This is a genomic window from Algibacter luteus (genome assembly GCF_900141715.1).
Lineage (GTDB): Bacteria > Bacteroidota > Bacteroidia > Flavobacteriales > Flavobacteriaceae > Arenitalea > Arenitalea lutea.
In genome coordinates this window covers 515116-539645 of sequence record NZ_FQYK01000003.1, presented here as the reverse complement: position 1 = coordinate 539645, position 24530 = coordinate 515116, and the positions used below count along the sequence as shown (strand labels likewise).

At 34.9% G+C, this 24530-nt stretch carries 17 protein-coding genes and 1 tRNA gene; 4 read left to right on the top strand and 14 right to left on the bottom strand.

Going from position 1 to position 24530, the window contains the following annotated elements; translation table 11 throughout:
* The 9 genes from BUA46_RS08510 to BUA46_RS08470 all read right to left on the bottom strand — a co-directional run.
* The coding region (locus BUA46_RS08510) for a hypothetical protein (protein WP_143148100.1) at positions 1–1713 on the bottom strand (1713 nt) is incomplete at its 3' end.
* A gap of 203 nt (positions 1714–1916) precedes the next feature.
* Positions 1917–3707 carry a cytochrome c oxidase subunit I gene (locus BUA46_RS08505; RefSeq protein WP_019386679.1) on the bottom strand — a complete coding sequence of 597 codons (1791 nt, stop codon included), beginning with the start codon at positions 3705–3707 and terminating at the stop codon, positions 1917–1919.
* 28 nt (positions 3708–3735) lie between these two features.
* A complete protein-coding gene (locus BUA46_RS08500; protein ID WP_019386680.1) occupies positions 3736–4809 on the bottom strand; it encodes a cytochrome c oxidase subunit II in 1074 nt (357 codons plus the stop codon).
* A gap of 30 nt (positions 4810–4839) precedes the next feature.
* Positions 4840–6207, bottom strand: coding sequence for a hypothetical protein (locus tag BUA46_RS08495; protein WP_026009951.1), 1368 nt, complete (start codon positions 6205–6207; stop codon positions 4840–4842).
* Between the two features lie 22 nt (positions 6208–6229).
* Positions 6230–6781, bottom strand: a complete 552-nt coding sequence (locus BUA46_RS08490) for a c-type cytochrome (RefSeq protein ID WP_026009952.1) — start codon at positions 6779–6781, stop codon at positions 6230–6232.
* A gap of 8 nt (positions 6782–6789) precedes the next feature.
* On the bottom strand, positions 6790–7320 hold the full coding sequence (locus BUA46_RS08485) for a DUF3341 domain-containing protein (RefSeq protein WP_019386683.1): 531 nt from the start codon (positions 7318–7320) through the stop codon (positions 6790–6792).
* A gap of 9 nt (positions 7321–7329) precedes the next feature.
* Positions 7330–9075: a helix-hairpin-helix domain-containing protein gene (locus BUA46_RS08480; RefSeq protein ID WP_019386684.1), complete on the bottom strand. Its 1746-nt coding sequence runs from the start codon at positions 9073–9075 to the stop codon at positions 7330–7332.
* A gap of 28 nt (positions 9076–9103) precedes the next feature.
* A complete protein-coding gene (locus tag BUA46_RS08475) occupies positions 9104–12202 on the bottom strand; it encodes a TAT-variant-translocated molybdopterin oxidoreductase (RefSeq protein ID WP_019386685.1) in 3099 nt (1032 codons plus the stop codon).
* Between the two features lie 33 nt (positions 12203–12235).
* Positions 12236–13531, bottom strand: a complete 1296-nt coding sequence (locus tag BUA46_RS08470; protein ID WP_019386686.1) for a c-type cytochrome — start codon at positions 13529–13531, stop codon at positions 12236–12238.
* A gap of 228 nt (positions 13532–13759) precedes the next feature.
* On the opposite strand from BUA46_RS08470, the gene BUA46_RS08465 reads away from it, so the two are divergent.
* Positions 13760–14131, top strand: a complete 372-nt coding sequence (locus tag BUA46_RS08465) for an SPOR domain-containing protein (RefSeq protein WP_237714657.1) — start codon at positions 13760–13762, stop codon at positions 14129–14131.
* Between the two features lie 68 nt (positions 14132–14199).
* On the opposite strand, the gene infB is transcribed toward BUA46_RS08465, so the two are convergent.
* The 3 genes from infB to rimP all read right to left on the bottom strand — a co-directional run bounded on the left by infB (position 14200) and on the right by rimP (position 18719).
* Positions 14200–16935 (bottom strand): translation initiation factor IF-2, encoded by a 2736-nt coding sequence (infB, locus tag BUA46_RS08460; protein ID WP_019386688.1) that lies wholly within the window; start codon positions 16933–16935, stop codon positions 14200–14202.
* Between the two features lie 78 nt (positions 16936–17013).
* Entirely contained in the window at positions 17014–18246 is a 1233-nt protein-coding gene (gene nusA, locus BUA46_RS08455) for a transcription termination factor NusA (RefSeq protein ID WP_019386689.1), read from the bottom strand.
* Between the two features lie 11 nt (positions 18247–18257).
* Positions 18258–18719 (bottom strand): ribosome assembly cofactor RimP, encoded by a 462-nt coding sequence (gene rimP / locus BUA46_RS08450; RefSeq protein ID WP_019386690.1) that lies wholly within the window; start codon positions 18717–18719, stop codon positions 18258–18260.
* A 133-nt stretch (positions 18720–18852) separates the two neighbouring features.
* On the opposite strand from rimP, the gene BUA46_RS08445 reads away from it, so the two are divergent.
* Complete coding sequence (locus tag BUA46_RS08445) at positions 18853–19677, top strand: universal stress protein (RefSeq protein WP_019386691.1); 825 nt, start codon at positions 18853–18855, stop codon at positions 19675–19677.
* A gap of 70 nt (positions 19678–19747) precedes the next feature.
* Here BUA46_RS08445 and BUA46_RS08440 read toward each other — a convergent pair.
* Positions 19748–19820 (bottom strand) — tRNA-Gln (locus BUA46_RS08440).
* Between the two features lie 189 nt (positions 19821–20009).
* On the opposite strand from BUA46_RS08440, the gene BUA46_RS08435 reads away from it, so the two are divergent.
* Positions 20010–23321 carry a glycosyltransferase family 117 protein gene (locus BUA46_RS08435; protein ID WP_019386692.1) on the top strand — a complete coding sequence of 1104 codons (3312 nt, stop codon included), beginning with the start codon at positions 20010–20012 and terminating at the stop codon, positions 23319–23321.
* Between the two features lie 9 nt (positions 23322–23330).
* Positions 23331–24023 (top strand): polysaccharide deacetylase family protein, encoded by a 693-nt coding sequence (locus BUA46_RS08430; RefSeq protein WP_019386693.1) that lies wholly within the window; start codon positions 23331–23333, stop codon positions 24021–24023.
* Between the two features lie 156 nt (positions 24024–24179).
* Here the strand turns inward: BUA46_RS08430 and BUA46_RS08425 are convergent, their stop codons facing one another.
* Positions 24180–24476, bottom strand: a complete 297-nt coding sequence (locus tag BUA46_RS08425; RefSeq protein WP_019386694.1) for a thioredoxin family protein — start codon at positions 24474–24476, stop codon at positions 24180–24182.
* Positions 24477–24530: the final 54 nt, after the last annotated feature.

The following is a 24530-nucleotide window of genomic DNA, read 5'->3' as shown; positions in this document are numbered from 1 at the left end:
TAATAAATCGAATAAATCAAAACTAGATGGTGCTGAACCTTCACAATAATCTGGAAAGCTTGCTACAGGAGTTCCTGATTCTGGTGCATCTTCAATAGTTATTGAAATTTGCTCAGTATCAGTACATGTTCCATTATCAATTGTATAATTAAACAAATAAGGACTTCCAGCGAGGTTAAAACCTGTAATATCAATAGGATTTGAAATTACTGTATTGGAAGCATCTGTCCAAGTACCGCTGTTATTATCTTGAGTATTATCTAAAGCATCAAATAAATCATAAGGCGAATTCGCCATTAAGTCGTTTTCACAAAATACTGCATTGATTGCATTTCCTGCATGAGGATCTTGAAGTACAATTACTTGAACAGTTGTAGATTCTTCAGGACAAGGATTAGGAGCTAAATTTTGAGTATATGTAAAATTATAAGTTCCTGGTGTAAATGCGGTTAAATCTATTGGAGAAGTAACTGCTGGATCTGAGCTTGTAGTTCCTTGAGTCCATAGACCATTAGGATCTTCATTATCTAAAAGCGAAAACAAATCGAACGCTGGTGGTAAATCTGCAACACAATATGAAGCAGGATTTAATGCGGAAGGTGTACCAGAAGACAAAGTTTCATATACTGTAATTGTAACCGTAGCAACCCCATCTGGACAAACACCTAAACTTGGCACTGTATATGTAAACGTGTATGTATCTGGAGTTGTTAAAGATGAAATATTTACCGTACCGTTATGACCATTTGTAGTTGTTAAAGGACCTGTCCAAGTACCAGTGGTATCTGGAGTACCCCCTAATTCATCAAATAAGTCAAAATCAGCTGCTGGCAAACTATCATTACAATACTCTAAATTACCCGGTGTTCCTGGGTCTACTGGAATATCTATATTTACTTCTACTGCAATTGCGTTACTTTCACAGAATGCGTCATTAATTTGCACATAATATGTATTACCATCTACTAGAGGTGTTAATGCAGAAAGTGCAGGTAAAATTGGATCACCATTACCATCAACGTTTGCATACCAACTATGATTTGGATTAGTTGTACCTGGATCTAAATCACCTACAGTAGGATTTGTATCTGAACAAAATGCTTGTGGATCTGCAGGAGTTGGATCTGTTGGCGAGCTAAAAACGCCTAATTGAGCTAATTCCAATTGGCTTTTGCAACTACCACTATCAACAAATACAACATAAAAATTAGAAGCACCCACTGGTATAAGGTCTGTGGGATTCGCTAAACTTGTTAATGCTAGGTCATAATATATCTCTACAGAACCACTTGGGGGAATACTACCCTGTAAAACATCGTCTATATAGGTTTGTACAGTTGCGTTTTCATTACTACAATATATTTGATCTAAATTTTGACCGGAAGCATTAACCGTAAAATCAATCGTTAATGTTGGTCTTACACCACATGTACCTGTGTTATCATCGGCATAATAAATCCCCTCTTGCACTAATTGATTTGGGTTAAACGGACTACCTCCAGAAGGGGTATCGTACCACACAATGCCGTTACCACCATCTGTAGCATAAGCATTTAAGTCATTAAATGTAAAACCCGAGGCATCGCAGATAGGAGGAGGGCTTGAGTTGGTAACTGTTGGACATTGAGAAAAACCTGAAAAAGGGATCCCAAATAACAACAAATAAAAAAATGCAGACCATACGGCATTCTTTCGTGTAGGTTTGGTTTTCATAGATTGGATAATTAAAATATTATTAATAAAAACTTCAGAATTTGATAATCTTCAAACTAAATTTAGCGCAATTTAACGGATTTTTTTGGTATTTCATCGAAAAATTGTAATTTTTTTTACATTTTATCGGAAAAATACGTTTTTAAACGATAAAAGCCCACCTGAACTAGGTGAGCTTTTTTATGTAAGAGTTGTTTTGTTAATTAATGCTGTAGTTCCTCTTCTCCGTCTTTTAATGGAATGTTTTGAGGTACAAAATCTACATCATGTCCTGGTTTACTGTAATCATATGCCCAACGATGTACATGAGGAATTTCACCTGGCCAGTTACCATGCATATGTTCTACAGGAGCTGTCCACTCTAAAGTTGTTGATTTCCAAGGATTTTGTACAGATTTTTTCCCGTAGAAAATACTCCCAAAGAAATTGTATAAGTAAACTATTTGAACAACACCACCAACTAAGGCAAATATGGTAATAATTACATTAACATTTGCTAAGTCATCAAATAATGGGAAGTTACTATTTGTATAGTAACGTCTTGGTAATCCTGCCATTCCAATAAAATGCATTGGAAAAAAGACTCCATAAGCACAAACTGCCGTTACCCAGAAGTGAATATATCCTAAGTTTTTGTTTAACATGCGACCGAACATTCTTGGGTACCAGTGATAAATACCGGCAAACATACCATAAAGTGCAGAAATACCCATTACTAAATGGAAATGCGCTACAACAAAATATGTATCATGTACATTAATATCTAAGGCACTATCACCTAAAATAATTCCTGTTAAACCACCTGTTATGAATGTTGAAACGAATCCTATTGAAAATAGCATTGCAGGATTCAGCTGTAAATTCCCTTTCCAGAGTGTCGTAATCCAGTTAAATGCTTTTACAGCCGAAGGTATTGCAATTAATAATGTCGTAAATGTAAATACCGATCCTAAAAATGGATTCATCCCAGAGATAAACATATGGTGACCCCAAACTATTGTTGACAAGAATGCAATCGCTAAAATAGATGCAATCATCGCACGGTAACCAAAAATTGGTTTACGTGAATTTGATGCCATAATCTCTGAAACTAGTCCCATAGCAGGTAAGATTACAATATATACCTCGGGATGTCCTAAAAACCAGAATAAGTGTTCAAATAGGACTGGTGAGCCTCCTTGATAATGTAAAACCTCGCCTTGGATAAATATATCTGATAAGAAGAATGACGTTCCAAAACTTCTATCCATTATTAGTAATAATGCTGCTGATAATAATACAGGGAATGATACAACACCAATAATGGCAGTTACAAAAAATGCCCATATTGTTAAAGGTAGTCTTGTCATTGACATTCCTTTTGTACGTAAGTTAATTACAGTTACGATATAGTTTAATGAACCTAATAATGAAGATGCAATAAATATTGCCATAGATACTAACCATAAGGTCATACCCATTCCTGAACCTCCTTGAGCCATTGGTAATGCACTTAATGGTGGATAAATTGTCCAGCCAGCCGCCGCAGGGCCTGCCTCTACAAATAAGGAAATTACCATGATAACACTAGAAACGAAAAATAACCAATAGGATACCATATTTAAAAACCCTGACGCCATATCTCTTGCGCCTATTTGTAACGGAATTAATAAATTACTAAACGTTCCACTTAAACCAGCGGTTAAAACAAAGAACACCATTATGGTACCATGAATAGTAACCAATGCTAAATAGATGTCTGCATCCATTACACCATCTGGCGCCCATTTTCCTAATAAAGCCTCAAATAGTACATTTGGTTCTTCTGGCCATGCGATTTGCATACGGAACATCATAGACATTAATACCCCAATAACACCCATTATAGTACCCGTTATTAGATACTGCTTAGCAATCATTTTGTGGTCCTGACTAAATATATATTTAGTAACAAACGTTTCTTTATGATGATGTCCGTGGTCGTCGTGAGCGTGGTTATCTGCGTGTGCTGACATAATCTTATATCGTTTTTTCTTTTTTAAATTAGTTTACTAAAGAGTTCTTGAATTCTTTTTGTTCAGCAATCCAAGCATCATATTCTTCTTGTGTCTCCACTACTATTTTCATTTGCATGTTGTAGTGCGATTTTCCACAAATTTTATTACATAGCAATAAATAATCGAACTCATATCGTTCTAAAGGGTCTTCACCTTTAGCCACAAGTTTCTTACTATTCTCTACTCTAATATTATTAATATTCTGAACTTTTTCTACCATTTGCGGGGTTTCACGCATTTCAGCAGTTGTAACAGTTGGGGTGAACCCAAATTGCGTTATCATTCCTGGCACACAGTTCATTTGGGCTCTAAAGTGGGGCATATATGCTGAATGCAAAACATCTTGAGAGCGCATTTTAAATAATACTGGACGTCCAACTGGTAAATGTAATTCCGTTGTAATAATATCATCTTGTGCATTAGGGTCAGATTCATCTAAACCTAAAATATTAGCACGATCAATATCAATTAACCTCACATTAGCTTTACCTAAGGTATTATCTGCACCTCCATATCTAGCTTTCCAGTTAAACTGTTGTGCATATAGTTCTACGATTAAAGGATCGTCACTTTCATCAACACCCATAATATTAATCCAAGTACTTAATCCATATATAATTAAACCAGCTAAAACGATAACAGGAATTATGGTCCAAATTGCTTCCAACTTATTATTATCTGCAAAAAACAAAGCTTTCTTACCCTTTTCACCTCTATATTTATACGCAAAATAATGCAGTAAAAATTGAGTAATCGTTTGAACAAAGAAGATTATTGCCATAGAAATAACCATAAGGTTATCAATGGTTGGTCCGTGTTCTGAAGCAGAGTTAGACATTAAAGGTAAGTCTCCCCATTTTACAAAGGATACAATAGTAATGATATAAATGAAAGCTAAAAAGCCCATCATTAAATAACCATTTAATGTATTATCCTTATCGGTAGCCACACCGGCAATAACATTTTCGTTTTTAGCCTGAGCTAAATCAAAAATCTTTACCATTTGCCAGATGGCAACTAAAATAAATACTAAAACTATAATTGTTAATAAAGCAGTCATTGGTATCGTTCGTCTTTATTTATATCTTAATTAATAATGAAATTCTTCGCTTTCCTTTCTAAAAGGATAACCTTTTACAAGCAGTGGTGCTTTTGTTAAAGCTGTAAACACTACGAATATAAATAATCCTGCAAAAAGTAATACTGAACTTATTTCTGGTATGCCAATAAACCATCTATCTCCTACTGTAGCCGGCATAATCATGTTAAATATATCAATATAATGCCCAAATAAAATTACTATTCCAGACATTACTACAAACCAAGGGATACGTTTATAATCAGCATTCATTAGCATTAATATTGGGAACACAAAATTCATAACAACCATACCTAAGAATGGTAATTTATAATCTTGGAAACGTGTTACAAAATACGTTACCTCTTCAGGAATGTTTGAATACCAGATTAACATGAATTGTGAAAACCACAAGTATGTCCAAAAAATACTGAAAGCAAACATAAATTTAGCAACATCATGCAAATGATTTTCGTTTACAAATTCTAAATAGTTTCTAGATTTTAAGTAAATAGTAATTAATGCGATAACAGTAATTCCACTTACAAACATACTCGCAAATACATACCACCCAAATAATGTTGAAAACCAGTGAGGATCAACACTCATAATCCAATCCCAAGACATCATCGATTCTGTATAAATAAAGAATACTAAAAATGCAGCTGAAATACGAAATGATTTTTTGAAATTACTTTTGTCTTCAGCAGTATCTTGAGCAATCGAGAATTTACGTGAAAAATGTCGGTATAAGCTCCAACCAGCAATAAATACTAATCCTCTAACTGTAAACCATCCTATGTTTAACCAACCCGATTTTCCTTGAATTAATTTATCATGAGCTACAACATCCGGATCCATCCAAATAAAAATATTATAATGTCCGATTGTTCCAGAGGCCACAGCAATAGCTAAAACTATTAAAGCTCCTGGTAACAAATATGCTGTCATGCCTTCCATAACTCTAAATAATACTGGAGACCAACCTGCTTGTGATGCAATTTGAATAGCATAAAAAGCCAGAACACCTAAAGATATCATCATAAAGAAAAATGCCGCTACATATAGCGCAGACCAAGGTCTGTTAGCTATTTGGTGCTGAACATGCTCAATGTGTTTTGCATGTTCGTCAACTTCAGCATGAGCTGTTTCTTCTTTACTTTCATCATGTGTGTTAACAGTTGCATGTGCACCATGACTTGCTTCATCATGAGAAGCTTCTTCACCATGACCACCACCGTGATGCGATTCTTCTGCAAGTAAGTGCTCAACTTCTTCAAAAGATTTATGAGATGTCATAAAACCATATCCAACTCCTAATGCTCCTAAAATCATTAGAATGAAAGAAAATGTCTTTAATTTATTTGAAAATGTATACATATCTATAATAATCTTATCAATCTTACTTTTCTAAATCAGCTTTTAATTTCAACACATAAGAAACTACTTGCCAACGCTCTTCTTCATTAAGCTGGTTAGCATAAGATCCCATAGCGTTTTTACCGTAATATATTGTATGGTAAATGCTGCCTTCATTAATTGCTCTTCCTGCATCATCATAACTAGGAATACCCAGAATTTTTTCGCGTTTTACTAAAGTTCCTTGACCTTTTCCTTTGTTACCATGACAAATCCCACAATAAATATCGTAAAGTTCTTTTCCTCTTTCTAAATCTACCGCTGTAGAATCTAATGGACTTTTTAGTGTTTCCTTAGCTAAATTATAACCATCAGTTGTATTTTCAATATCAAAAGGTACATAGCCTCTAGGTATTGATCCTTCAGCAGGTAATTGAGCTTCAACCCCATTAGGAAATGCGGCTTCTCCGTAAGTTTCGTATCCAACAGATTCATACATGTTAGGCATGAATTGATAGTTCGGTGCTGTGCTCTTATTACAAGATACAGAGACTATAACTACTGCTATTGCTAATATTTTAAATAAGCTTTTCATATCTATAATTAATGGGCTTTATCAACTAAATTAATTTCTACTGCTCCAGTTTCGGCCAATAAACTTTCTAACTCTTTTTCATTACCATGAACCGCAATTTCCATTAAAAAATGATCGTCAGTTGTTCTAGGATCTGGATTTTCAGCATTTTTAAATGGCCACATTCTACTTCTTAAGTAAAATGTAATTACCATTAAATGCGCTGCAAAAAATACCGTTAACTCAAACATAATTGGAACAAACGCTGGCATATTTTCTAAATAACTAAAACTTGGTTTACCACCAATATTTTGAGGCCAATCTTCAATCATAATGAAATTCATCATTAAAATTGCAACTGTTAAACCAATAAGACCGTAGATAAATGCCGTTATAGCGATACGTGTTGGCTCAAGTCCCATGGCTTTATCTAGCCCATGAACCGGAAATGGCGTATATATTTCTTCAATATGATGTCTTTCTGCCTTAACTTTTTTAACAGCCGACATTAATACATCATCATCAGTATAAATAGCGTGAATAACTTTTGAAGCTTCCATTGACTATGTTTAGTTTATTAATTTTTTAGCTTGTCCAGACCAATCATCACGTTCTGCTCTTCCTGGGAATGAACCTGTAATTGAATCTAACAAATCATATTCTTTTTTTGTCATTTTACTCACCTGAAGGAAAGAATAAATTCCGATTGAATTTAACACCTCTTCCATTTTAGGACCAACACCACTTATTTTCTTTAAATCGTCTGGTGTTTGTGTTGCTGCATCAAAAGAACCAATACTTCCAAGTAAATCACTTACTTGAGATGATTTATCTCCAGCAGGTTTTTCAGATGATTTTTTTGCTGGAGTTTTAGATGAAGCTACTACGCCTGAAGACGTTCTAGCATCCACCCCTGTACCAACTAAACTTTTGCCAGACTCACGTAAGTTTTTATATTTTTCTCCAGAAGATTTTAAAATTGTTTTCACCTCTGCTTGCGCAATAACTGGAAAGGTTCTAGAGTATAATAAGAATAACACAAAGAAGAATCCTATGGTTCCAATGAAAATTCCAATATCAACAAATGTTGGAGAGAACATCGTCCATGAAGATGGTAAGTAATCTCTATGTAACGAGGTTACAATAATTACAAAACGCTCAAACCACATTCCTATATTCACAACAATTGAAATAAAGAAAGAGAACATAATACTAGTTCTTAATTTCTTAAACCACATAAATTGCGGAGAAAATACGTTACAAGTCATCATCGCCCAATATGCCCACCAGTAAGGTCCTGTTGCTCTATTTAAGAATGCATATTGTTCATATTCTACACCAGAATACCAAGCAATAAATAACTCCGTGATATAAGCCACACCAACTATAGAACCTGTAATCATAATTACGATGTTCATTAATTCGATGTGTTGTACTGTAATATAATCTTCAAGGTTACACACTTTTCTCATAATTATAAGAAGTGTATTTACCATGGCAAATCCAGAAAATACCGCACCAGCAACAAAGTATGGAGGGAATATTGTTGTATGCCAACCAGGGATTACCGAGGTTGCGAAGTCAAACGATACAATGGTATGTACAGATAGCACAAGCGGTGTTGCTAATCCTGCAAGTACCAAAGATACTTCTTCAAAACGTTGCCAATCTTTAGCACGACCAGACCATCCGAAACTCAATAAAGAATAAATTTTCTTTTGGAAAGGCTTAATAGCTCTGTCACGTAACATAGCGAAATCCGGTAATAAACCTGTCCACCAGAATACTAATGATACAGATAAATAGGTAGAAATCGCAAATACATCCCATAAAAGTGGCGAGTTAAAGTTAACCCATAATGATCCGAATTGGTTTGGAATTGGTAATACCCAATACCCTAACCAAGGGCGACCCATGTGAATAATTGGGAATAAACCTGCTTGTACAACAGAGAAAATAGTCATAGCCTCTGCTGAACGGTTAATTGCCATTCTCCATTTTTGACGGAATAATAATAGTACAGCAGAGATTAATGTTCCTGCGTGACCAATACCAACCCACCAAACGAAGTTAGTAATATCCCAAGCCCAACCTACGGTCTTGTTTAAACCCCAAGTTCCAATACCCGTAGATATTGTATATAGTATGCATCCAATTCCCCAAAGGAAAGCAGCCAGTGAAATACCAAAAACTATCCACCATTGTTTATTTGCTTTTCCCTCTACAGGTTTAGCCACATCAACAGTAACATCGTGATATGATTTTTCCCCTGTAACTAAAGGTCTTCTAATAGGTGCTTCGTAATGAGACGCCATAATTATATAATTGATTCTTTAATTAGATTTATGCTTCAGTTGTATTTCTCACTTTAGTTTGATACTGCACATTTGGCTTAGTACCTACACTTTCTAATAAGTGATACATACGATTATCTTCTTTAAGTTTTGCAACTTTACTGTCTTTATCATTGATGTCTCCAAACGTCATTGCTCCATTACTACAAGCAGCAGAACAAGCGGTTTGGAATTCTCCATCTTTAATTTGACGACCATCACGCTTCGCGTCAAGAATAGTTTTTTGTGTCATTTGAATACACATAGAACATTTTTCCATTACTCCACGAGAACGAACAACTACATCTGGATTTAATACCATGCGTCCTAAATCATCATTCATATGATAATCGAATTCATCGTTTCCATTATATAAGAACCAGTTGAATCGACGCACTTTATAAGGACAGTTGTTTGCACAATATCTTGTACCAACACAACGGTTATAAGCCATGTGATTTTGCCCTTGACGACCATGTGAAGTTGCCGCTACGGGACAAACTGTTTCACAAGGCGCGTGATTACAATGCTGACACATTACTGGTTGGAACGCTACTTGAGGATTCTCAGAAGCATTTTCCATTTCACCAAATTCACTTAATGAACTTCCTAATCCAGAAATATTATCTTTCTTTTCATTATCGCCTTCAAACGAAGTTTCAGAAGAATAATATCTATCAATACGTAACCAATGCATATCACGGCTTCGACGCACTTCTGTTTTACCAACTACAGGCACATTATTTTCTGCGTGACAGGCTATAACACAAGCACCACACCCGGTACAAGCATTTAAATCGACAGATAAGTTGAAGTGATGCCCAATTGAGCGATCAAATTCATCCCATAAATCAACTTCTGGCGAAGTTACTGGAGTTTCTTCGTGATTTAATGATACCACAGGAATCGCATTCCAGTATTTTTTATCTTTTGTGTTAAATATCTCTAACGTAGTTTCCTTAACAATATCTCCACGACCCATTAAGGTATTATGTAATTGAACTGAAGCAAATTCATGCTCGCCCGAAGCTGCCTCTATCGTAACATTTTGTACGTTATTGAAACCTTGGTATAACGCATAAGCATTAACACCCGTTTGCATTTCTTCTTTTAAACCAGCAGTTCTTCCGTAACCAAACGAAAGACCAACAGACCCTTTAGCTTGACCAGGTTGAATTAAAACTGGTGCTGTTATAGTTACTCCGTTTACAGAAACATTTGCATAACTGCCATTTAGAGCACCATTTGCAACATGATTGTTAACCAAACCTAATGCATCAGCATCAGCCTTAGAAATGGTTAAATAGTTATCCCAAGATGTTCTTGTAATAGGATCTGGAAACTCTTGTAACCATGGGTTGTTAGCTTGTTGGCCATTACCCATTCCTGTTTTAGTATAAAGTGTTAACTCTAAACCGTCTGAATTCGCAGAAGTTGCTAGTGTTCTAGCTGCATTACCAAAAGGCGTTGAGGTTGGTGTATCTTCAATAACCTCGGCAGTGCTTTCGACTTCAGTATCAATTGTTCCAACATAAACTCCATCATGAAGCGCTTTATTGAATGAACTACCACCCAATATTGTAGTTCCCCAAGCATCTTTGATATAGTCATGATAAGACTGATCATTTTCTGTCCACTTTAATAAAGCATCTTGAAATTGTCTTGTGTCAAATAAAGGTCTAATTGTTGGCTGCGTTAACGCATAGTGTCCTTTTTTGATTTCAACATCACCCCAAGATTCTAAATAATGTGGTGCTGCTGCTAAGTATTGTGTAAGAGACGACGATTCATCAACTTTCATTGAGAAAGCAATAGAAAGTTCAGTTTTACTTAATCCTTCAGCAAAATCTGCTGCATTAGGTAAAGTATACATAGGATTTACGCCACTCATGATGATGGCTCCTACTTTTCCTGCTTTCATATCAGTAACTAATTGAGCTACTGCTTTGTCGCTACCCTGTCTTGTTTTGATTGGTGTTTTAGAATCGAATGCTTTACTATTTAAAGCCTCATTAATTTCTAAAACTACTGTTTGTGCATTCACATCTTGAATACCCGTAACAACAACGGCGTTACTTCCAGCTTTCTTTAATTGTGAAGCTGCCTTTTTAACAGCATCTTCAATATTTTCTGGTAAGCTACCAGCTACAGAACCACCAACAACATAGCTATGTAATTTCGCTAATGCTACTTTTTGTTGTGTTGGAGTTAATGGTATACGTTTATCGGCATTAGCGCCAGTAAGCGATAAATTAGATTCAAACTGGATATGACGTGACATTTTTCCATGATCTGGAACTCTATTTTTTGAATAACCAGAATCAAATCCTCCACCTTGCCAGTCTCCTAAGAAATCAGCTCCTACTGAAACGATTGTCATCGCTTTAGCAAAATTATAATTTGCTAATCCACGCTCACCATATTTTGCTTGGTATGCGTCTAACGCAGCAGATTCTGAAATCGCATCATAAACTACGTGACGAACATTACCGTATTTTTCTTTAAATTCTGAAATCAACTTACTCGTAGAAGGACTTGCAAAAGTTTGAGTTAGTAAAACTATTTCCTTACCAGTTCCTTTTAACTCAGTTAATTTTTCAGTTGTTTCCTTATCGAATTCTGACCAAGAAATTGGATTTTCTCCTTTTCTAGGTCCTTGAACTCTTAAACTATCATACAAACCTAAAACCGATGCATTCACTCTCGCATTCGCATTACCGTTTGCAGGAGCAATAGCATTGTTTTCAATTTTAATTGGACGCCCCTCTCTGGTTTTTACTAAAACACTTGCGAAATCAAATCCATCTGCAATTGTAGTTGCATAATAGTTAGCTACACCAGGAATAATCTCGGTTGGCTGAACCACATAAGGAATAGACTTTTTTACAGGACCCTCACAAGCAGCTAATGAAGCCGCGGCAGTACTAAATCCTACATATTTTAAGAAATCGCGACGAGTAGTTGATGTTGACTCTAATGTATCTTTATCACCTAAAAATTCATCAGTAGGAATCTCATTAACAAACTCATTTTGTCTCAGCGTCTCAACAATAGAGCTATTTTCGTTTAGCTCTTCAACACTTTTCCAGTATTTCTTGTTTGATGACATATTATATAATTGAATTACTTCTTATTAAATTTATTAATAGTGGCATTTTCCACACTCTAAACCACCCATTTGCGCAGCTGTCAATTCATCTACCCCGTACTTCTTAGATAACTCTTCGTGTATCTTTTCGTAATAAGCATTATCTTTTACATCTACTTTAGTTTCTCTATGGCAATTAATACACCATCCCATTGTTAACGGTGCATGTTGATACATAACTTCCATTTCCTCAACTGGTCCATGACAAGTTTGACATTCTACACCTGCAACTGTTACGTGTTGTGAGTGATTAAAATAAGCAAAATCTGGTAAGTTATGAATACGTATCCATTTTACAGGTTGTGTTTCTCCTGTATATCTTTGTTCAGCATCATCCCAACCTACAGCAGCGTATAATTTTTTAATCTCTCCATCATAAAATTCTTTTGAATACTCAGGAGTTGTTTCACCATTATATTCATAAATCGATTTATGACAATTCATACAAACATTAAGTGAAGGAATTCCAGAATGCTTACTAACTCTTGCAGAAGAGTGACAGTATTTACAATCGATACCGTTATCTCCAGCGTGAATTTTATGTGAATAATGAATAGGTTGAACTGGCTCATATCCTTGATCCACACCAATTTGCATAAAATATCCGTACACAAAATAAGCCGAAGCTAATAAAAAGAATATAGAAACCACTAGCATTAAAAACTGGTTTTGCACAAAAGCTTTCCATAAGGGCGTTCTTTTTGAAGCCTCAGGCAATTCAATACCTTGCGCATCTGCAAAACGTCTTAACGTTTTGTTTACCAAATACAATCCAGCAGCTAATAAAATAAATAGAATTGCTAAAGCACCTAAAATAAGTTCGTTTGAAATGCCTCCTGAAGCACCAGCATCTTGAGCGCCTGCAACTTCTGCACCTGCAATTGGAGCTGGATCTTCTTTTACCTCAGCCGTATAAGCTAGAATATTATTTAAATCGTCATCAGACAATTGGGGAAATGCGGTCATTGCAGCACCAGCATATTCGTTATATATTTTATTGGCGTAAGCGTCTCCAGATTTAATAACACCCGCACTGTTTCGAATCCATGCGTAAAGCCAATCTCTATCCAATCCTTGCTCATCAGCTAATCTAGCCTCTACATTACGTAATGCAGGCCCAGTCATTTTTTTATCTAATTTATGACAAGCAGCACAATTGGCATTAAATAACGATTTTCCTTTTGCTGGGTCTCCTTCTTGAGCAGAAAGAGCCGTTGTAAATGCTAATAAAAAAACTAAGCTTAAACGAAGAAAGTTTGTGCTTAATTTACGGTGAATCACCTTTCTCATATTATTGGTCAAATTAACTTCTAAACTTTGGTATGACTTTTGTCATTTTATAAATGAAAAAGTATAGTTGAAAAAATCTCTCGCAAAAGTAATATTAAAAGTCCATTTTAGAAATGTTAGAGAAGTGTTAATTGGTAATTTAGAGGGATTCTAAATAATAAAAAGCCCTTCAATTAAGTTTATATCCTATACATTTGTATAAATTATTTAAAAATGAAACCGTTACATATGAAAAATAATTTTTTAAGCATCATTTGTTTCTTTATGACGTTGTCTTATTCCTTTTCACAACAAGGTAATGTTGTTGTAAATCAAGACCAAAAAATCAATGTTTTGTTGAACTTGAAAAAGGAAATGAACAAAAATGAATCAGATTCTGAACGATATAAAATACAAGTGTATTCAGGAAATCGATCTGGCGCATATGATGCGCAAAAAGAATTTAGCAGTGCTTTTGGCGATTGGTACGCATCTATTCAATACGAAACTCCAAATTTTAAAATTTGGGCTGGAAACTTCAGAACACGTTTAGAAGCCGATAGAGCCTTAAAAAGAATAAAACGAAAATTCCCTAATGCTTTTATTTTTAAGCCTAAGTGAGTTTAACGTATTTAGTAAATAAAAAAGCGACCAGTTGGTCGCTTTTTTATTTACTTAAAGATAATCTTTTATTTCAGTTTCTTTTTAACTTCAATTTCATGGAAAGCTTCAATAATATCGCCTTCTTTAATGTCGTTGTAGTTTTTAATTTGCATACCACAATCGTAACCTTTAGCTACTTCTTTAGCATCATCTTTAAATCGTTTTAAAGATGTTAATTCACCAGTATAAACAACTACGCCATCACGTATTAAACGAATACCCGCATTACGCGTTATTTTACCATTGGTTACCATACAACCTGCAATAGTTCCAATTTTAGAAACTTTAAATATTTCTCTAATTTCTGCAGTACCTAAAATCTCTTCTTTCAACTCTGGAGATAACATGCCTTCCATAGCATCTTTAAGATCGTTAATAGCATCGTAAATAATAGAATACGTACGGATATCAATTTCTTCTTTATCGGCAATCATTCTTGCGTTTCCTACTGGTCTTACATTAAATCCTACAATAATAGCATCTGAAGCCGAAGCTAATAACACATCACTTTCAGTAATGGCTCCAACACCTTTATGTAAAATATTAACTTGAATCTCTTCTGTTGATAATTTTTGGAATGAATCTGTTAAGGCTTCAACCGAACCATCCACATCACCTTTAAGAATAATATTCAACTCTTGGAAATCACCTAGAGCAATACGACGACCAATTTCATCTAGTGTAATATGGCGTTGAGTTCTTACAGATTGCTCACGTTGTAATTGTGCACGTTTAGAGGCAATTTGTTTGGCTTCGCGCTCATCAGCAAATACGTTAAATTTATCACCCGCTTGTGGTGCTCCATCTAATCCTAATATAGAAACTGGTGTTGAAGGTCCTGCTGCAGCAATATCTTTTCCACGCTCGTCATGCATAGCTTTAATTTTACCACTATGCTGGCCTGCTAAAACATAATCACCTACTCTTAAAGTTCCAGCTTGCACTAATATGGTAGACACATAACCACGACCTTTGTCTAAGAATGCCTCTACAACTGTACCAACAGCTGGTTTATCTGGGTTAGCCTTAAGCTCTAATAATTCTGCTTCTAGCAATACTTTTTCAAGTAATTCTTTTACACCAGTACCAAATTTAGCCGAAATATCGTGAGACTGAATTTTACCTCCCCAATCTTCAACCAATAAGTTCATTTGCGCTAAACCTTCTTTAATTTTGTCAGGGTTGGCATCTGGTTTATCTATTTTATTAATTGCAAATACAATAGGAACTCCTGCAGCCTGCGCGTGAGAAATAGCCTCTTTGGTTTGCGGCATGATATCATCATCAGCGGCAGCTACAATAATAGCAATATCGGTTACTTGAGCACCTCGAGCACGCATTGCTGTAAAGGCCTCGTGACCTGGTGTATCTAAAAACGCTATTTTTTGTCCGTTTTCTAATTGAACGCCGTAAGCTCCAATATGCTGTGTTATTCCTCCTGATTCACCTGCGATTACATTTTCTTCACGTATATAATCTAAAAGCGAAGTTTTACCATGATCAACATGACCCATTACTGTAACTATTGGTGCACGTGTTTTTAAATCTTCAGGTTTATCTTCTACAACTTCAATAGATTCTTCGATATCGGCAGTAACAAACTCTACTTGATAGCCGAATTCTTCGGCTACAATAGAAAGCGTTTCAGCATCTAAACGCTGATTCATAGTAACCATCATACCTAATGACATACATGCTGAAATAATTTCTGTTACTCCAACATCCATCATAGTCGCCATTTCACTAGCGGTTACAAACTCTGTTACTTTTATAATTTTACTTTCAGCTGCCTCTATCTGTTGATCAATTTCAGTTTGTTCTCTGTGTTGATCTCTTTTGTCTCTTCTATATTTGGCGCCTTTTCCTTTACTAGATTTTCCTTGAAGTTTTTCAAGTGTTTCTCGCACTTGTTTTTTAACATCTTCTTCGCTAGGTTCTTCTTTTACCACATTACGACGACCTTGACCTGGTTTTCCTTTAAACCTGTCGTTTCCTCCTGGACCTCTCGATCCTGGTTTGTTGTCTTGTGGACCGCCCGCCTTACTAATACGACGACGCTTTCTTTTATTCGCAGACCCTGCATCAGATGATTTTGCGTCTGTTTTCTTTTCTTCTTTTTTCTTTTTAGGCTTATTAAACTTAGATAAGTCAATTTTATCTCCAGCAATTTTTGGACCTGAAAGTTTTTTGTATTGGGTTTCTACTTTTTCATCAGGAGTAACCAATTCACCATCTATAACTACCTTGTCAGCTTCAGTTCCTGAAGTTTCCTTTTTCTTAGTTTCTGGTTTACTAACAGTTTCAGCTTTATCAACTTTCGCTTTAACTTTTTCTGCCTGCTTTACTTCCTCAACAACAGTTTCCACTGCAGGCTCAGATTTTTCATCAGATTTTTTTAAATCTAAGTCTATTTTTCCGATAGTTTTTGGACCAGAAAGAGATTTTGAAGCTTTAATAACTTCTTCTTGCTGCGCTTTTTCTTTGGCTTCTTGTTCTTTTTGCTTAGCTTCTAATTCTTTTTCACGTTTAATACGCAAATCTTCCTTTTCTTTTAGCTTCGCTTCGCTTACTTCTTGAGACTTCATTTTTTTATTAGCGTCCGTCTCAAATTCATCCGAAAGAATCTTAAACGTTTCTTCAGAAATTTTTGTAGTGGGACGCTTCTCAATCTCCACGCCTTTAGAATCTAAAAATTCTACGGCACGGTCTAGTGAGATATTAAGCTCGCGTAATACTTTATTTAATCTTATTGTTTCAGCCATAAATCGCCTTTAAAATACTCAAATATATGGATTATACCAATTCTGGCATAAAATCCTGCAATTATGAATTATTAATTTTTATTCTTCAAACTCTTCTCTTAGAATTCGAATAACATCTTGGATGGTTTCCTCTTCCAAGTCTGTTCTTTTTACAAGGTCTACAAGATCTTGTTCTAATATACTTTTCGCAGTATCTAATCCTGCTTTACTAAACTCATCTATAATCCAAGATTCAATTTCATCAGAGAACTCACGTAACTCAACATCTTCTTCAGCGCCTTCTCTAAATACATCAATCTCATAGCCGGTTAATTGACCAGCTAAACGAATATTGTGTCCGCCTCTACCAATAGCTTTACTTACCTCTTCTGGTTTAAGAATCACTTCTGCTCGTTTGTTTTCTTCATCTAATTTAATAGATGTTACTCTTGCCGGACTTAAGGCTCGTGTAATAAATAATTGTAAGTTATTGGTATAATTAATAACATCAATATTTTCGTTTCCTAACTCACGCACAATACCGTGAATTCTTGAACCTTTCATACCAACACATGCACCAACAGGATCAATTCTATCATCATAAGAATCTACCGCTACTTTTGCTTTTTCTCCTGGAATTCTAACTACATTTTTAATAGTAATTAATCCATCAAACACTTCTGGAATTTCTTGTTCAAATAACTTTTCCAAGAACACAGGTGAACTTCTAGACATGATTATTGTTGGTTTTGCACCTTTAAGCTCAACACTATCAATAACACCTCTTACATTATCTCCTTTTCTGAAAAAATCTGAAGGTATTTGTTTGTCTTTTGGTAATACGATTTCATTGCCTTCGTCATCCAACAAAATAACTGCTCTATGACGAATATGATGTACTTCTGCCGTGTAAATTTCTCCTACTAAATCTTTAAATTGCTTGTAGATAATGGTATTATCGTGCTCGTGAATTTTAGAGATTAGGTTTTGACGTAATGCTAAAATAGCACGTCTTCCTAAGTCAATTAATTTTACTTCTTCAGATACATCTTCACCAACTTCAAAATCTGGCTCAATTTTACGAGCTTCTGTTAATGAAATTTCTTGATTAGGCTCTTCAACTTCTCCATCGGCAACAACAACCCTGTTTCTCCATATTTCCAAATCCCCTTTGTCTGGATTTACAATGATATCAAAATTATCATCATCGCCATACTTTTTTTTAAGGGCGCTTCTAAATACATCTTCTAAGATTGCCATTAACGTTACTCTGTCAATTAGCTTATCGTCTTTGAATTCTGAAAAAGATTCAATTAACGCGATATTTTCCATAACTCTTTAAATTAAAATTTAATCATAACTTTAGCTTCTACAATATTTTCGTAAGGAACATTTGCTTCCTTATTAACTGTTATTTTCCCCTTACCAACTGGTTTAGGTTCTCTAACTTTCCACTCTAATGTGATATTATCTTCGGTTGCTTTTGTAAGCTTTCCTTCAATTTCTTCAGAGGCTGTTCTTACTTTAAGCGTTCTTTCAAGGTTTTTTTTATACTGTCGTTTGTGTGTTAATGGTGATGCTGCTCCTGCCGACATAACTTCTAAGGAAAAATCTTCTTCTTCTCTATCTAAATTATGTTCAATGGCTCTACTAATAAACATGCAGTCTTCAACTAAAACACCGTGATCTCCATCTATAATTACTTTAATATGGTTTTCAGAATTGATAGTAAAATCAATTAAGAATAAATCTGGTCTTTCAATTAACGCAGTGTCAAGTAATTCTGTAACTTTATTTTTAAACATTTTAAGTATAAAAAGAGGGGACTTTCCGTCCCCTCATATCTTTAATTTCGCCTTTCAACGGTGCAAATATATAATATTTTATCGGTTTTTAAAGTAAAATTTCATAAATTTAGATACACTCAAATTTACTGTTATGAAAAAAATACTTGTACCAACTGACTTTTCTGAGCAAGCTGAAAACGCTTTGAAAGTTGCAGCGCAATTAGCCAAGGCCCATGGCGCTGAAATTTATTTGCTGCACATTTTAGAAATTCCGTTAAACGAAATCGACCCAATGAGTTCGCGAAGCGATTTACCTGAAGCGGTATTTTTCATGAAACTTGCACATAGAAGGTTTGAAAATATTATGAATAGCAGCTATCTAGACGGTATTGTTGTTCATGAAACTGTAGACTTCAACGAAATCTTTAAGGGTGTTTTTCATGCCTGTAATAAACATAATATCGATTTAGTAATTATGGGTTCAAACGGCGTAAGCGGTTTAAAAGAAATGCTAATAGGAAGTAATACAGAAAAAGTAGTAAGAACTTCTGAGGTCCCTATTCTAGTAGTTAAAAAGGAGCACTTATCTTTTAAAGTGAATAATATAGTTTTCGCTTCTGATTTTCAAGAAGAAAACAAAAGCGCATACAAAAAGGCTATAGCATTTGCTGAAATTTTTAAGGCTAAAGTACATTTGTTATTGGTAAACACACCAAATAAATTTATTACTTCTGACCTTGCGAATAAGCGCATGCAAAACTTGGCTTCCTCAACCAATTTTTCAAATTTCACATCAAACATCTATAACGATGTTACTATTGAAAAAGGAATTATGAATTTTTCGGAGTCTATTCATGCCGATGTCATTGCAATGAGCACCCATGGAAGACAAGGCATTTCGCATTTCTTTAATGGTAGTATTAGTGAAGATTTGGTGAATCATGCTAAACGGCCTGTGATTACTTTTAAGATTTAATTCACTCAAAACCAAAAGGTTTCAAAATAAAAAACCCTTACTAAAATAGTAAGGGTTTCATTTTTTAAAGTTGGCCTACTAGGGCTCGAACCTAGACTCTTCTGGACCAAAACCAGACGTGTTGCCAGTTACACCATAGGCCATTCTTTTTATGAGGTGGCAAATTTATAACAAAATTTTCTTTGCACAAGTATTTTTTAAAAAATAATCATCAAGAATGCATGTTTTTAAAACAAATGGGCTTTTTTGGTATATGTTAAGACAAACTAAATAGTTATGTGTCGTTTCATATTTATTGTTAAATTCGCCAAAGCAAATAAAATTTGATACCAATGGCACAATTAAACTATAAAAAATGGAACACTATTTTAGGGTGGTTCTCTTTTTTAATAGCGCTAATAACATACAGCTTAACCGTTGAACCTACTGTAAGTTTCTGGGATGCGGGCGAATACATTTTAACTTCTGCTAAGTTACAAGTTGGTCATCCTCCTGGAGCACCACTGTTTCAAATGATGGGTGCCTTTTTCTCGATGTTTGCTTTTGAACCTTCGCAAGTTGGTTTCATGATGAATATGATGAGTGCCGTAGCCAGTGCATTTACCATTCTGTTTATGTTTTGGACCATTACATTACTCCTTAAAAAGTTAGTTGGAGATAAAATCATGTCTGCTGGTAAAACTATAGCTGTTTTAGGTAGCGGATTAGTAGGTAGTTTAGCTTTTGCCTTTACAGACTCTTTTTGGTTTAATGCCGTAGAAACGGAAGTTTATGCCATGGCAACATTAATAATGTCGATATTATTTTGGCTCGCTCTTCGTTGGGAACAAGACATGGACAAACCGCGTGGAAATCGTTGGTTAATTTTAATAGCCTTTGTTATTGGGCTCTCGTTTGGTGTACATTTTATGGGATTATTAACCATTCCTGCCATTGGACTTATCTATTTCTTTAAAAATTACAAAACCGTAACTATTCAAAATTTTATTATAGCTAATGTGGTATCAGTTGGTGTTTTATTATTTGTTTTTAAGCTATTAGCTCCTAATATCTTAAGAGTCTTTAGTTCTTTTGAGTTGTTTTTTGTGAACTCTGTAGGCTTACCATTTAATTCAGGCTCTGTAATTGCAGGTATTGCTCTCGTGGCTATTATAGCCTATGCTTTAAGATATACTTGTAAAAAAAACTACACACATTTAAATACAGGCATACTATGTTTAACCTTTGTAATTATAGGGTTTTCAACATGGTTAATGCTACCAATACGCGCTAATGCTAATGTGGTTATTAATGAAAACAACCCGTCTAGTGCCAGAGAATTATTGGCCTATTATAATTTAGAACAATATCCAGAAACACATTTGTTTTTTGGCCCGCAGTTTACAGACCAGTATGCGTATTTAGATGAAAACAACCCTTATGTAGATGATAAACCTAAATACGAAAAGGACGAAGAAAAAGGCAAATATGTAGTGGTTAACGATTGGAAAAACGCCAAACAAAACTACAACTCTGAACACGCATCTATACTTCCAAGAATGTGGAGTGCTGAACATGCCGAAAACTACATGATGTTTTCTGGTTATTTAAACTTTAAGTTGAAGCCAGAATATGCCATGGAAAATGAGCTAATAACTGCAATTTCAAATTTTAGAAATGATGTTAATCAAGGAAATGTTGATTATGAAGACTACAACGCCTTTTTAAAACAGTTTAAAGAATACATAGATATTGAAAAACCATCTTTAGCGAGCAATATTGCTTACTTATTTGAATATCAATTAGGCTATATGTATTGGCGTTATTTTATGTGGAATTTTGCTGGTAGGCAAGATGACATTCAAGGACGATATGACAACCATGGTAATTGGATTACCGGTATAAAACCTCTTGATGAATGGCACTTAGGCGTTTCGCAAGACAATTTACCGAGCGATGTTAAAAACAATAAGGCCAGAAACACATACTATTTACTGCCTTTAATATTAGGCTTAATTGGGTTTTTCTTTTTATTTAATAAAGACAAAAAACTGTTTTGGGTCATGCTTGTGTTTTTCCTGTTTACAGGAATAGCAATTCAAGTTTACACCAATGTTCGACCTTTTGAGCCTCGAGAGCGAGACTACTCGGTTGTAGGTTCATTTTATGTATTTGCACTTTGGATTGGTTTTGGAGTTTATGCTATTTACGATACTCTTAAAAAATACGCTTCAAAAAAAATCATTGCAACCGCTACCACAATCACCTGTTTACTTCTGGTTCCTGGCATTTTAGTAGCCAACAATTGGGATGACCACGACCGATCTGGCAAATACACAGCCAGAGCTATGGCAAAAATGTATCTAGACTCTTGTGCTGAAAACGCCATCTTATTTACTATTGGAGATAATGATACGTTTGCGCTTTGGTATGCTCAAGAAATTGAAGGCTATAGAACCGACGTGCGTGTTGTTAATACGAGTTTATTTCAAACGGATTGGTATATCGACCAGATGAAGCGAAAAGCTTACGAGAGCGATCCCGTACCATCTCAATTAACTCACGATTTATACCAATATGGTACGAATGATTATATCATTATTCAACCTGTAATTAATGATACTTTGGAAGTGAAAAAGTTTTTGGATTTTGTTGCCAGCAACAATCCAAAAACAAAATATAAATACGTTTTAGAACAACGAGGAATTGATATGGCAAATGTTAGAAATCAGGATGCCAATGCAACTTATATGCCAACGCCATATTTACGAATTCCTGTAAATAAAGAGAATGCTTTAAATTCGGGACTTGTAAAACCTGAAGATGCAGATAAAATTGTTCCGCATATAGACATTAAAGTTTCTGGTGGCGCACTTTATAAAAACCGATTGTTGATGTTAGATATTGTTGCCAATAACGATTGGAAACGTCCTATTTATTTTACTGGCGGGAGCTTTGGTGATGATGACTATATCTGGATGAAAGACTATCTTCAATTAGACGGTATGTGTTACAAACTGGTACCAATTAAAACCCCTGTAGATAGAGCTAACCCTTTTGATATGGGACGTGTAGATAGTGATTTAATGTATGAAAAAGTAAAAAATTGGGATTGGGGAAATAGTGGGAGCCCAGACATTTATCACGACGTAGAAACACGTAAAAACTCAATTACCTACAGAGGTAATTTGGCACGTTTAACAGAGCAATTAATAAACGAAGGAAAACTTGATAAGGCAGAAGAAGTTGCTGATATTGCCATGGATAACATGCCAGTAGAATACTTTGGATATTACACCCTATTAGAGCCTTTTATTGGTGCATATTACGAAGTTGGCAACAAAGAAAAAGCTCAACAATTATTTAAAGAGGTGGCTAATAAATACCAAGAAAACCTGTCTTACTACGGTAGTTTAAAAATTGATAATCAAGAGCGTTATTTTGAGGAAATTTATACGGATATACAACGCTATAAAGGCTTGGTTGATGTTTTAATACGATACGATATTGATTTTGCGCAAACTGAAGGCGAAATCTTTAATAATTACTTAAGAGCATTTAATCATTTTTATGGTGAAGATGAACCTGAAGATACTATAAGAACTGATATTGATATTCCTGTGGATAGTGGCGTTCCTTTTGAAAGTGATAGCGTAAATGAATAGACCTAAGGCATGACCTTAACTCCTATAAAAACACCAGTCGTTGCAAAAAAAATGTTTCCAAATTATGTTTGGGACATTGCAACATCTAATAAAATTATATATTTAACTTTTGATGATGGTCCAACTCCTGAGATTACTAACTGGACCTTAAATACATTAAAACAGTACCGCGCTAAAGCCACCTTTTTTTGTATTGGAAACAATATTGAAAAACAACCTGATATATTTCAAAATATATTAAATGATGGGCATGCTATTGGTAACCATACACAAAATCATATAAAAGGCTGGAAAACGCAAGCTCAAAATTATATTAAGAATATTGCTTCTTGTGAATCCGTTCTGAAAAAACATATCCCAATAAGTAAATCACAAGTTCAAACTTCTGAGCTGACAAATCAGGAATTATTGGTTACAAATCTTTTTAGACCGCCTTACGGGCAAATAACACCGAAGCAAGGTAAAAACCTCATGGCATTAAATTATAAAATAATTATGTGGGATGTTTTATCTTTTGATTGGGACCAAGATGTAAATCCTGAAGTATGTTATAAAAACGTAGTTGATAAAGCAACGAACGGTAGTATTGTTGTTTTTCATGACAGCGTTAAAGCTTCAAAGAACATGCAATACGCATTACCTAAAGTTTTAGAATATTTTTCGAGTAAAGGATATGCCTTTAAATCTTTAAAGGGTATTTGATATTCAGTTTGGCGTCAGGTATTGAACAGTTTGTTTAATCTCGATTATTATCGGGAGAGTAGTGAAATATTTGTATTCATGAGTTCCTTAATTCAAAATATAAACCAACTAAAACCCGACCATTTTGGTAACTCCCAAAAAAGCGTCTAAAAAAATTCAGATGTATTCTTGAATGATACTAATTAGTGTGTTAGCATCTTGCTCACCACTTTGGCGCCATTTCATTTCGCCATCTTTATAGATAATTAGTGTGGGTAAGGTTTTTACACGCAGTGCATCGGCCAATTCTTGATTTTTTTCAACGTCAATTTTAATAACCTTTGCCTTATCTCCTAATGCTGCTGCTACATCGCGTAAAACAAGGTGCATAGGCTCAGACTGATCACTCCATTCGGTGTAAAAATCTAATAAAACAGGAATTTCTACATCTATTAGTTCTCCAAATTTAGACATACTTTATTGTTTTTTAATAGGATGCACTCTTACAAATATAGCATTTCTAGACAA